The organism is Rhodanobacter sp. C01, from assembly GCF_002001045.1.
Classification (GTDB): Bacteria; Pseudomonadota; Gammaproteobacteria; order Xanthomonadales; family Rhodanobacteraceae; genus Rhodanobacter.
The window spans coordinates 121627-134526 of record NZ_MUNR01000005.1; the positions used below are offsets into that span (position 1 = coordinate 121627).

At 63.8% G+C, this 12900-nt stretch carries 6 protein-coding genes; 4 read left to right on the top strand and 2 right to left on the bottom strand.

All coding sequences use genetic code 11. The annotated features are described in order from the left end of the window. Window positions 1–46 precede the first annotated feature (46 nt). Window positions 47–1435: a TIGR03013 family XrtA/PEP-CTERM system glycosyltransferase gene (locus B0E50_RS01975; RefSeq protein ID WP_254427145.1), complete on the top strand. Its 1389-nt coding sequence runs from the start codon at window positions 47–49 to the stop codon at window positions 1433–1435. A 42-nt stretch (window positions 1436–1477) separates the two neighbouring features. Here the strand turns inward: B0E50_RS01975 and B0E50_RS01980 are convergent, their stop codons facing one another. Further along, a complete protein-coding gene (locus B0E50_RS01980; RefSeq protein WP_217343180.1) occupies window positions 1478–2158 on the bottom strand; it encodes a J domain-containing protein in 681 nt (226 codons plus the stop codon). Window positions 2159–2261: 103 nt separating this feature from the next. Further along, on the bottom strand, window positions 2262–3242 hold the full coding sequence (locus B0E50_RS01985) for a cupin-like domain-containing protein (RefSeq protein WP_139350721.1): 981 nt from the start codon (window positions 3240–3242) through the stop codon (window positions 2262–2264). Window positions 3243–3689: 447 nt separating this feature from the next. Between B0E50_RS01985 and B0E50_RS01990 the strand changes: the two genes are divergently transcribed. The 3 genes from B0E50_RS01990 to B0E50_RS02000 all read left to right on the top strand — a co-directional run bounded on the left by B0E50_RS01990 (window position 3690) and on the right by B0E50_RS02000 (window position 12899). Continuing rightward, window positions 3690–4478: a hypothetical protein gene (locus tag B0E50_RS01990; RefSeq protein ID WP_217343182.1), complete on the top strand. Its 789-nt coding sequence runs from the start codon at window positions 3690–3692 to the stop codon at window positions 4476–4478. Between the two features lie 204 nt (window positions 4479–4682). Next, window positions 4683–5600 carry a cupin-like domain-containing protein gene (locus B0E50_RS01995; RefSeq protein ID WP_077439407.1) on the top strand — a complete coding sequence of 306 codons (918 nt, stop codon included), beginning with the start codon at window positions 4683–4685 and terminating at the stop codon, window positions 5598–5600. A 54-nt stretch (window positions 5601–5654) separates the two neighbouring features. Then, window positions 5655–12899, top strand: coding sequence for a polyketide synthase (locus B0E50_RS02000; protein ID WP_254427146.1), 7245 nt, complete (start codon window positions 5655–5657; stop codon window positions 12897–12899). Window position 12900 lies beyond the last annotated feature (1 nt).

The following is a 12900-nucleotide window of genomic DNA, read 5'->3' on the forward strand; positions in this document are numbered from 1 at the left end:
AGAAGACGAGTCGACCAGGGGCAGAGGAAAAGTGATGTACAAGTTCATGAGCAAGCACGCTAGGCGTTGGCTTCTGCTGCTAGGCCTGGGCGAGTTGGTGCTGTTGGCTATCTCGATGAATGTCGCGATGTATCTGCGCTATTTTCGGAGTGCGGACGAACTGGCGGAGTTTTCGCGGCACATGCCCGAACGCTCGCTGATCTTCGGAGTCGTCCTCCTGCTCGGCCTGGCTGCGCTGGGCCAATACCAGGCGCATATGCGTACCAGCTGGTTTGGCCTGCTTGCACGCCAGGCCGTGGGCTTTGTCCTCGGTGGTTTCGGACTTGTCGTGGCGTATTACATTGTTCCGCAGGCCTATGTCGGCCGCGGCGTGTTGAGTATTGCCCTGTTGCTGGGTTTTGTTGCCGTAACCGGCTTCCGCGCGGTGTTTCTGCGCCTGGTGGACGTCGATGTATTCAAGCGGCGCGTACTGATACTCGGGGGGGGTACGCGCGCGGCGCAGATCCATAACCGCATGCGTCGACGCTCGGATCGACGTGGCTTCACCGTGGTGGGTTTTGTGCCGCGGCCGGGAGAGAAGATTGCCGTGCCGGCCGAACAGGTATGGGCCACGGACACGCCCCTGCATGTTCTTGTGCAACGGGAGCAGGTCGACGAGATCGTGGTCGGTGTCGACGATCGCCGCGGCGGGTTGCCGATCGAGGACCTGCTCGAATGCCGGCAACTGGGCATCGATGTCACCGATATGACCACGTTTTTCGAACGCGAGGCGGGTCGCCTGCAATTGTCGTTTACCGACCCGTCCTGGTTTGTCTTCTCGGGTGGCTTCAATGCCACGCCGGTACGCCTGCTTAGCAAACGCTGTTTCGATGTCAGCGTCGCCGTGCTGGTGTTGCTGCTGACCTGGCCGCTGATGCTGCTGGTGGTATTGGCGATCTGCATCGAATCCGGCGCGGGTCAACCTATTCTGTATCGTCAGGAACGTGTCGGCGCACGCGGCAGGACTTTTCATCTGATCAAGTTCCGCAGCATGTGTACCGATGCCGAACTGGACGGTGTGGCACGCTGGGCCAGCAAGGATGATGATCGTGTCACCCGCGTCGGCCGCTTCATTCGCAAGGTGCGACTCGACGAACTGCCGCAGCTGTGGAATGTGCTCAAGGGCGAAATGAGCTTTATCGGCCCGCGTCCGGAGCGCCCGCAGTTTGTTGCCGATCTGGCTCGGAAAATCCGTTATTACGACCTGCGCCATTGCCTGAAGCCAGGGCTGGCCGGATGGGCACAACTTCGGTTTCCGTATGGCGCCTCCGAGGAGGATGCGGCCGAGAAACTCAAGTACGACCTGTACTACGTCAAGAACCAGAATCTGCTGTTCGACGTGATGATCCTGATCCAGACGGTCGAAGTCGTGCTGTTCCGGCGTGGCGCGCGCTGATTGCCAATCGCGACAGGTTGAATCGTTCGCCTCCCGGGAAGCTCAGTCGCGCGCATGAGCGGGCTGCATGGTGGTTGTCTTGAGCGGGTTCAGCGGCGAGCTGTACCAGTCAACGACCTTGCCGTTTTCAAAGCGGATCCATGACGGTCCATACTCCCAATGGTCTGTGCTGCCGATCATGGGTTCGCCCTGGATGGCACGCACCACATCCGCGTCCATGCCGAGCTCAAGCACGGATGGTGATGCTGCAGTTGCATGTTCGCCAGGAGTGCCTTCCGTCAGGGTGGCGACCGGGCGGGATTCGGACGCGGGTGATCCTCCCTCGTTGTTCCAGAGAGGCCATTCCGAATTCCATAGCAGCCATGCGAGGGCGATCGCTGCCACGAGCGCAACCAGCAAACGGGGCGAGCGGCGCGATGGTGGCGGGGCGGCTGAACGCTGGACTGTTGCCGGCCGGATGGGAATGTCCGGCGACTGGCGCCCCTGTGCGGCACCCGGAAGTCGCCCGTGTCGACGCTCGAACTCGATGGCTGCGCCATATAGCGCAGTGAGCTGCTGCAGCCGCTCTGCCGCAATGGTGTTATTGCGGCCGTCACCGCTACGGCGATCGGGGTGCAGTACGGATACACGGCGGCGATAAGCCTGCTTGAACTCGGCCAGACTGCAGCCGGGGTTCAATCCAAGGATCCTGTACAAATCCAGAAAATCGGTCTCGCGAGCCACGTCTTTCCCCCTGAAACGCGGCAGGCTGGAATGCTGCGGCCCGACTCGCAGCCACAGCATGCCGCATTTCCGGCTGGAAATTTCAACCATCCGGGCTGATACGTCAGTTTGCGCTCCAGTTGTCGACGGGCCAGGTGCTGGAATCGCCGACATCGACAATGCTGGTCGGAGCCAGCCGGGCAATGCGCGCCGTCAGGCTGCCGTGACCGTGACCGCGAGGCTGTCGTTCGAGTACCGAGAGAATGCTGCCCAGGCCGGTCAGATAAGTTCTCTTCGCCATGCGTTTGAGGCCATGCAAGCCGGCCACCGGCGGGCAGATCTCGTTGACGTAGCCGGCCCAGTTCGAGGCATCGAAGATGTTCTGGCAAATCGATATCGATGGCGTGAGCGCGCGTGCGGCATGCCACCAGCGGGAAGGGACGAAAACCATGTCGCCGGGGCGCAGCACGGTGTGGTACTGAGTGGCTCGGGCGAAGAGCGGGAATTGCTCGAGATCGGGGTGCTGTACATCCGGGATCAACGATTGATTCGGTATACCCGATTTCGGGTACACATGGGCCGAATCCTCCGGCGGATACAGGATGAACTCCTTGTCGCCGTAGATCTCGCTGATCGTTGCGTGCCCGTTCTCGCCGTCATAGTGCAGTATCGGAAAGTGACCGCCAGTGCCACCGATCAACAATTTGAGATAGCCGTCCGGCCGTCTCCATGGCCTCAGCATCAACGGGCTGGCCAGCCGTCGTGGGAATGCGTAGGGATTCTGCGGTTCGAGGTCGGGCAGCAGTTCCGGCAGATGCGGGCCGATGAACAGCCGGTACATGTACGGCCCCGGCGCGTCTTCGCGAGAGGCCAGCACGGCATCGATGAATGTCTCGAACGTCATCCGCTGGCTGTGGCTGATGTTGACCTGCCTCGGACCGAACTGGTGCTTGAAGAATTCGGGCGTCCACTTGTGCATGGCCGGGCACGCCGGCATGGCGTTTTCCACCATTACCGGCCGGTTCTGCGCTACGTAATCACGCACGAAAGACGCATACGGCAAGTCATCGGCATGGCGACGTTCCAGCACAACCCGGGTCTGCACCAGGGCAGCGCGAGCATCCGGATGGCTGGCTACGGTATTCAGCGGAGTGGCTCCTGCATGCCAAGCCGAAAGGGCCGCCAGATGGCGAGCCGACCGATGCAACGTATCAATCACGAATGACGCTACGCGGCCTTTTTTGCGGTGTCAATTCAGCAAAATCATGCGTCGAAAACTGCGATGCAAGAGCTTCGAAAGATCATGCGGAAAGTATTTCGCGAAGGCTTTTCGGCCTCTCGTGTGCGCCGATCCCGGATGCCACTGGTCTTGCGGTGCATGGCTGGCGAATCCGGCGTAGGCCATGCGCGAGATACCTGCTCGTTTCGCATCCTGACAAAATCGAAAGTGCTCGACCCGACACGCCAACAAGGGGACTGCCTCATGCGCAATGATTCCAGGCGTCAAGATTCAAGGCATCGCAATCTCCACGAAGCCGTGGCGGCAGCGCTGATGACCATGGTGATCGGTAGCGCCCATGGCGCAGCTTTCACGGATGCGTCGCCTCCCGCGCAGGTCCCCGCATTGGGGGCGCACACCTTGCTCGTGCAGACGGAAGGGAAGGGAGTCAGTCCGGCAGTCAGCAAACCACTCACGACCGAGGCAAGCGGCAGCTCGCTACTGGTTCTGATCAGCAGCTATGCGAGCAATTCGGATGATCCGACCGACAGTTACTCGAATACCTGGAAGCAGCTGGGTCCCAGCGTCATCTACAACGGCTATGACGGCAAGTTCAACGCCCGGGCCTATGTGGTGCTTTCGGCCAGGGGCGGCGCCAACCATACGGTCAGCATCACCAAGAGCGGCGATGCGGGAGGGGAGATCTCGGTGCCCATCATCGAGATCAGGCATGCCGGCGTACTCAAGGATGTTGCGCAGAATTACCCGGTCCCGGGGACCGTCGGCAGGGTAACCAACAAGCTCGCACGTGTCTGGCACGATGTTGCCGGCAATCCTTCGGTTTCCAGCACATCGCTGACCAGCGGCAGCGTCACCACGACCGGGCCGGCGACCCTGATAGCGGTATGGTGGGGCGATGCCACCGTCTATTCGATGACGGCAGTACCCGACAGCGGGTTCAAGGTGATTGACAGCTTCCTGGAGTTGCCGCCGAACAGCGGCACGCAGTGTGCCGTCGCATTCAGGCAGGTGGCGGCGGCCGGCACCTACAGCGTCACCTGGACGGGCAGTCCGGCCCAGGGGGCCATCCTGTGGCTGTTCGCGTTCCAGTCCGGCGGATAGCCAGAGCCGTCGGACAGGAGGCCGAAACATGACGTGGCACGGTGCATGCCCGAGGGTTTTGGATGCGTGCGCGTGAGGTGATTTCCGCGATGTGCCTCATGGCCTATTCCGGAGGGATTACCACATTTGCCGCTTTGAGTAGTGACACGGCCGTCACAGAAGGGGAAACTAACGGTCTCCGCAAAGGGATGGGGGGCGGAAATCATGAATGCCAGGGCCGCCGGGCTCATCGATGCCGACTGGGCTGCGTTCGATCCGTGGCGCCCCCAGGCAGTACGGCATCGATTGACAGAACACCCGTTGCTGCAGCCTGCCCAACTGGTGGAGTTCGGCCGGCGGCTTGAGCGCGCGGCCCAGCTCTACTCGTTCAGCAACGATGCCACCGCCGCCGCCAATTTCAACGAGGTGGGCAGCACCCATCCGAACCACAAGTCCGCGCAGGAAACCCTGCAGGACATCAGCCATGCCAAGGCATGGATGCTGCTCCGCCACGTGCAGGGTGATCCGGCCTACCGTGCGCTCGTCGACTCCGTACTCGATGAAGTCAAACCGCAGATCGATCACAAGGATCCGGGCATGTGCTACCGGGCCGGCTGGATTTTCGTGTCCTCTCCGCACACGGTCACACCGTTCCACATCGACCGGAACCACGGCATCCTGCTGCAGGTAAGCGGGACCAAGACCGTCTATGTGTGGGACCCCGACGATGCCACGGTGGTCACCGAGCGCGCGCGCGACTGGTTCCATGGTCATCGTGAACTTGCCCTGGTCCAGTGGAAAGAGGAGTTCCGTGCCCGCGCGCACGTGTTCCACCTGCAGCCCGGCATGGGCGTGTACATGCCGTTGACCAGCCCGCACATGGTCGAGACCAGTGACGAGCCATCCATCACATTGAGCCTCAGCTACAACACCCATGCCTCGCGTCGCAATGCGTTGCTGCATGTCGTGCGCGACCGGTTGCGTGGGCTCGGGATCGGACTGCCCCCGGTCGGCCAGCGGCCGCTGTTCGATGCATGGATGCATGCAGGTGCCCGTACTGCAGACGATTTGCGCAGATCCACCCGCCGCTGGTTCGGGCGGTCGACACGTTCCGATGGAGTGCCCTACGCCTCCGATGATTGAGTTCGAGGGGTCTGTTGGCCACCTCGATCGTCGGCAGGCACACAAGCAGGTTCGATGAGTATCCAGATCATGGCGCATGGCGATATGCAAAACATGGGGTTGCTCGATGCGTTGCCGTGTCAGGCCGAGAGTGCGGGCGTGGCTTGGCATCATCATCAGTACCCACTCGACGCCGCACTGGCTGCCAATCTGGTTGATGCTGTGCGCCTACGTTCGATCAGCCCATCGCAGCTGCTGAGTGCAGCCATGGTGCTGGTCGAGTCACGTCTGACGGGTGCCGACGCGGTACTCGCGACAGCGTGGAAAGCACCGGGTGCTGTGCAGCAGTCCATCGCGGTATCGCGCAAGGGCATGCGCGACGCATGGCTCGAAACCAGTGCGGGTCCGTCCGGCAATCCGGTCGAGGCACCGGTGCCCGGTGCATGGTTTGTCCATGACGATGAAACGATGCCGTCCTCCGGTCAGGTATCGGCAGCGCTGGCATGGCGCCTGCAGCTGTCAGGCGATGCGCAGCTGCATGTGGATTTCCGCGGATCGCTGGATGTGGCGACGGTCGACCTGCTTGCCAGATGCCTCCTGCGCACGCTTGCCGCTTTCGGTCTCCCGCAGGATTGCGCACTGGAATCGATCGACATCGTCGATCCGGCTGAACGCCATCGGCTCCTGGTCGAATGGAATGCCACCGACGTACCGCGGTGCGCTGCGGATACGGTGCACGGTCTGTTCGCGGCTGTTGCCGGGCAGCATGCGGACAAGATCGCGGTCGTCGACGATCAGGGCAGCCTCACATACGCGCAGCTGGATCAGCGCTCGGACGGGCTGGCGGCGCGTCTGCGTGATGCCGGTGTTGCACCGGGTGCGATCGTGGGCGTGATGCTGGATCGCTCGGTCGATGCGGTGACCGCGATTCTCGGCGTGTTGAAAGCGGGAGCGGCCTACCTGCCACTCGACATGGCTTATCCGGAAGAACGCGTGGCGTTCATGCTGGACGATGCCGGGGTGCGCATCGTGGTGACTCCGCGCGTTGATCGGGTGTTGCCGCTTGCTGGCTCGATCATGCGTGTGGCTGTCGCGGACGCGTCCGAGGGCATCGACGCAACCTGCGCGCGTGTCGTGCTGGATGGCGACGCGCTGGCCTATGTCATGTACACCTCCGGCTCGACCGGTACGCCCAAGGGCGTGGAAATCCAGCATCGCTCGATCATTCGCCTGGTGTGTGGGGTCGACTACATCACGCTGGGTTCCGACACGCGGTTGTTGCATGCGGCTCCGCTGGGCTTTGATGCCTCGACGCTGGAGATCTGGGGTGCATTGCTCAATGGCGGCTGCGTCATCGTGCATGACGAGGCCATTCCCACCGGCACCGGTCTCGCGCGCACCATCGCACGACACAAGGTCAGCACGGCATTCCTGACCACTGCGCTGTTCAATGCCATTGTCGATGTCGATCCGCGCCACCTGGCCGGATTGGATGAATTGTTCACCGGTGGCGAGAAGGTTTCCGTCCGGCATGTGCGGCGGGCGCTGGATGCGCTGCCGGGGACCACCATCATTCATCCCTATGGCCCGACCGAGTGCACGACGTTCACCACCACCCATCGCGTGTCGCGCGATCTCGCGGCGGATGCACCCACGATCCCGATCGGGCGTCCGATTGCCGACACCCGTCTCTACGTGCTCAATCAGTGCATGGAGCTCCTGCCGATCGGCGTGATCGGCGAATTGTTCGTGGGGGGAATCGGGGTTGCGCGTGGCTATCTGCGGCGTCCCGAGCTGAGCGCCGAGCGCTTCGTCCCCGACCCGTTCGGCAGCGAGGGCGAGCGCTTGTATCGCACCGGTGATCTGGTGCGCTATCTGCCGGACGGATGCATCGAATTCGTCGGCCGCATGGACGGCCAGGTCAAGATCCGCGGTTACCGCATCGAGACCGGCGAGATCGAGGCCGTGTTGACGAGCCATCGCTCCGTCGGCGCATGTGCCGTGATGGCGCGCGAGGACCAGCCCGGCCGCAAGCGCCTGGTCGCGTACTACGTTTGCATCGGCACCGAGGTGACGGCGCAGGCACTGCGGGGCTATCTGGGCGCGAGCCTGCCGGAATTCATGGTGCCGGCGTGCTATGTGCGGCTCGATGCGCTGCCGCTGACCGCCAACGGCAAGATCGATCGCCGCGCGCTGCCCGCTCCGGATGCCAGCCGGCCACAGCTCGCCGTGCCGTACATGGACCCTGTCGGATCCATGGAGCAGCAGACATGCACGGTATTCGGCGAACTGCTCGGACTGGATCGTGTGGGTCGCGACGATAATTTCTTCGACCTTGGCGGCGACTCGCTATCAGCCGTTCGCGCCGTCAATCAACTCAACAAGCTGGCAGCGCATGAGTTGACCATGCTGGCGTTTTTCCAGAACCCCACAGCAGCGGCGCTGGTGGTGGCGATGGAGGGAAGGCCGCAGCCCGCGCCCACCACGCATGACATGGCACGCGGCGAGCGTGACACCGATGCCGAGCCGGTCGCCATCATCGCGATGGCCGGGCGGTTCCCGGGCGCGGGTGACGTCGAGGCGTTCTGGCGCAATCTGTGCGCGGGGCAGGAATCGATCACGTTCTTTGGTGCCGACGAGCTTGATCCGAGCATCCCGCTGGAACAGCGTCGCGATCCGGCCTACGTCGCCGCGCGCGGCATCATCGACGGCGTGGAGAATTTTGACGCCGCGTTCTTCGGCATCCCGCCGCGCGAGGCGGAGCTGATGGATCCGCAGCAGCGGATCTTCCTTGAGCTGTGCTGGGAATGCCTGGAGCGCGGCGGCCACGTGCCGGACGCGCACGCAGCGCCGGTCGGGGTATTCGGTGGCATGTATCACACCACCTATTTCCAGCGGCACCTCAGCATGCGACCGGATCTGGTCGACAAGCTTGGCGCGTTCCAGGTCATGCTGGCCAACGAGAAGGATTTCATCGCGACCCGTGTCGCCCACCGGCTCAACCTGACCGGTCCGGCGATCAGCATGAATACCGCATGCTCCACGTCGCTGGTCGCGATCTGCCAGGCCTTTGATGCCTTGCGTGCGGGCCGTTGCGCCATGGCCCTGGCCGGTGGTGCCTCGGTCACCTGTCCGCCCCGCAGTGGTTATCTTTCCCAGGAGGGCACGATGCTTTCGCCGGACGGGCATACGCGCAGCTTCGATGCAGAGGCGCGCGGCACCGTGTTCAGCGACGGCGCCGGTGTGGTGCTGCTGAAGCGTTTGTCGGATGCGCTGGCCGATGGCAACCCGATCTATGCGGTGATCCGTGGCGGTGCGGTCAACAACGACGGCGCGACCAAAGCCAGCTTCATGGCGCCAAGCAGTGCCGGGCAGGCGGCGGTGATCGCGATGGCCCAGGCCGATGCCGGCGTCGATGCGCGCAGCATTTCCTATGTGGAGGCGCATGGTACGGCTACCCCGATCGGCGATCCGATCGAGATCGAGGGTCTGACCAGTGCCTTCCGGCGCAGTACCAGCGACATCGGCTTCTGCCATGTCGGATCGGTCAAGAGCAATGTCGGTCACATGGTGATTGCCGCCGGCGTGGCCGGCGTGATCAAGACCGCGTTCGCACTGTCCGAGCAGCGGATTCCGCCGACCCTGCATTTCCAGGCACCCAACCCGGGCATCGATTTCGCCGGCTCGCCGTTCGTGGTCAACCAGCGGCTGCAGGAATGGCGCTCCGGCGGTGGCCCCCTGCGCGCGGGCGTCAGCTCGTTCGGTGTCGGTGGCACCAACGCGCATGTGGTGATGGAGCAGGCGCCCGCGCGGCCAGCTTCCGATGCCGCAGATGGACCGCAACTGCTGCTGCTGTCGGCGCGCACGGCAAGCGCACTGGGTGCCGCGGTGACGCGTCTGGCGGATCACCTGATCGCGCAGCCCGGGATCAATCTCGCCGATGCGGCATGGACGTTGGCGGTAGGTCGCAAGGTCTTCGCGCATCGTGTGGCGGTGGTGGCCGAGGATGTCGAGGCAGCGATTGGCCGCCTCCGCAGTCCGGAAACCGCCGCCATGGTGGCACGCAGCCACCCGACCCGCTCCAGCGACGTGGTGTTCCTGTTCCCCGGCCAGGGTGCGCAATACGCTGGCATGGGGCGCGAACTGCATGCCCGCGAACCGGCTTTCCGCGATGCCTTCGATGCCTGCGCCGAAGCCCTGCGTGAGGAGCTTGGCTTCGATTTGCGCGAACGGGTCTTCGCCGACAATGCCGAGGCCCTGCTGCCGACCGCGGTCATGCAGCCGGCCACGTTTGCGATCGAATACGCACTGGCCAAATTGTGGATGAGCCTGGGCGTCACGCCGGCGGCAATGGTTGGCCACAGCGTGGGCGAGTTCGTCGCTGCAACGCTGGCGGGCGTATTCGAACTGCACGACGCACTGCATCTGGTGGCTCGCCGCGGCTCACTGATGCAGGCGCAGCCGGAAGGCGGCATGTTGTCGGTGCGGCTGCCTCTGGCGGCCCTGCAGGCGCGACTGCCGACGGATCTTTCGCTGGCAGCGGAAAATGCACCTGGCCTGTGCGTGATCGCCGGATCGCATGAGGCGATTGCGCCATTCCAGGCTGCGCTGGAGGCCGATGGCATCGCCTGTCGCCTGCTGCAGACCTCGCATGCATTCCACTCGGCGATGATGGATCCGGTGCTTGCACCGTTCCGCGCCGAAGTGGCCAAGGTGGTGCGCGGCACGGCGCAGTTGCCGCTGGTATCGACGGCCGCCGGTGACTGGCTTGGCGCCGCCGAAGCCGGTTCGGTCGATTACTGGGTAGATCATCTGCGCCGGCCGGTGCGTTTTTCCACGGCACTCGGTCGCGTGCTCGATGCTCCGGCGCGGGTACTGCTGGAAGTCGGGCCACGCGCCACGTTGAGTACCCTGGCACGCCAGCACCTCGGTGTGCAGCGCAGTCAGGTGGTCGCGCAGCCGACATTGGCAGACACACCGATGGCCGAGGTGGCGAGCTTCCGCCTTGCTGTGGGTCGGCTCTGGTGTCACGGCGTGGCGATCGACCCGGCACAGCTCGACCGGCGCGGGAAACGCCATCGTGTGCTGTTGCCGTCCTATCCGTTTGAACGTCAGCGCTGCTGGGTCGAGGCCGTCGCAGCCAGTACCCCGATGATCGCCGGGGCCGTGCCGGCGACTGTCGCTGTGCCCCCGCCTATCGAGGAACTCCCGATGTCGATTGCCCCAGCAGTTCCCGCTGCCAACCGTCGGCCGCGCCTGGTCGCGCAACTGAAGGCAGCCTTCGAGGATGTGGCCGGCATCGACCTGGCCGATGCCGATGACTCGACTCATTTCGTCGAGCTTGGCCTCGATAGTCTGATGCTGACGCAGATGGCACTGCATCTTTCCAAGGTGTTTCCGGTCACCGTCACCTTCCGCCAGTTGATGACCGATTATTCGAGCATCGATCAGCTTGCCAGCCTGATCGATGAGCAGTTGCCGGCCGAGGCAGCGCGATCGCCAGCCGTGGCGCCGGTGTTGGCCGCCGTCGCGGGACCATTGCAGCCGGCACGGCCAGCGCAGGGGACAGCCATGAACAATGACTATGTGCAGCAGGTGATCGAGCAGCAGATGCAGCTGATGGGGCAGCAGTTGGCGTTGCTGGCCGGCCATGCTGGCACCAGCGCGCCGGTCGCTTCGGTTCCCACCGACGCGGCGGCGGTGCCGGCAGCGGTCGCCGCACCGGCCGCTGCACAGCCGAATGACGAAGAAGCCGCGCTCGCCCACACCAAGTACGATGTGAAGAAGGCTTTCGGCGCGATTGCCCGCATCGACACTGCCGGAAAGTTCGAATTGTCCGCACGCCAGCAGGGCCGTCTCGACCAATTCATCCAGCGCTATGTGGCCCGCACGCAGAAGTCCAAGGCCTATACCGAGGCCCAGCGTCCGCATATGGCCGATCCACGAGTGGTCAACGGCTTCCGGCCGCTGCTCAAGGAAATCATCTACCAGATCGTGATCGGCCGCTCCAAGGGGTCCCACATGTGGGACCTGGATGGCAACGAGTACGTCGATGCGCTCAACGGCTTCGGCATGAGCCTGTTCGGCTGGCAGCCCGATTTCATCGTCGATGCGGTACGCCGCCAGCTCGATCTCGGCTACGAGATCGGCCCGCAGCATCCGTTGTCGGGCGACGTGGCGCGCCTGGTGTGCGAGATCACCGGGCACGATCGCGCGGCGCTGTGCAACACCGGATCGGAAGCGGTCCTCGGAGCGCTGCGCATCGCGCGCACGGTGACCGGTCGAAGCACGGTGGCGCTGTTCACGGGTTCGTACCACGGCATCATCGACGAGGTCATCGTGCGCGGCACGAAGAAGCTGCGTGCGGTGCCGGCGGCGCCTGGCATCCTGCGCAACACCGCCGAGAACGTGCTGGTGCTCGACTACGGTACGCCGGAATCGCTGGAAATCATCCGCGCCCGCGCACACGAACTGGCGGCGGTGCTGATCGAGCCGGTGCAGAGCCGGCGCCCCGACTTCCAGCCGGTCGATTTCCTCAAGGAAGTGCGGGCGATCACCGCCGCGTCAGGCACGCTGTGCATTTTCGACGAGATCGTCACCGGCTTTCGTGCGCATCCGGGCGGCACCCAGGCACTGTTTGGCATCAAGGCCGACATCGCCACCTACGGCAAGGTCGTCGGCGGCGGTTATCCGATTGGTGTCATCGCCGGCAAGCGCGAATACATGGATGCGCTTGATGGCGGCGCCTGGCAGTTCGGCGACGATTCGGTGCCGACGGTGGGAGTTACCTATTTCGCCGGCACCTTCGTGCGCCATCCGCTCGCGCTGGCGGCGGCCAAGGCGGTGCTGGAGCACATGAAGGAGGCTGGCCCCACGCTGCAGGAGCGCCTCAACGCCCGCACGGCGGCACTGGCCGACGAACTCAATGCCTTCTGCAGCGAGGTGGGTGCGCCGATCGCGATCAAGCAGTTTGCCTCGGTATGGAAAACCCAGTTCCTGGAGGATCACCCGCTGCAGGATCTGCTGTTCGCGATGATGCGCAGCCGCGGCATCCACATCCTGGACAATTTCCCGTGCTTCTTCACCAGCGCGCATAGCGAGGCGGATTTCCAGCGCATCACCCAGGCCTACAAGGATTCGGTGATCGAACTGCAGGAAGCCGAATTCCTGCCGCGACGTACTGCGACCGTCCACACGGTGATGGACGCGAATGTGCCGCCGCTGCCGGGTGCACGCCTCGGGCGCGACCTCGACGGCCGTCCGTGCTGGTTCGTGCCCAACCCCGATGAGGCTGGCAAGTTCATGAAGGTGGGTGGATGAA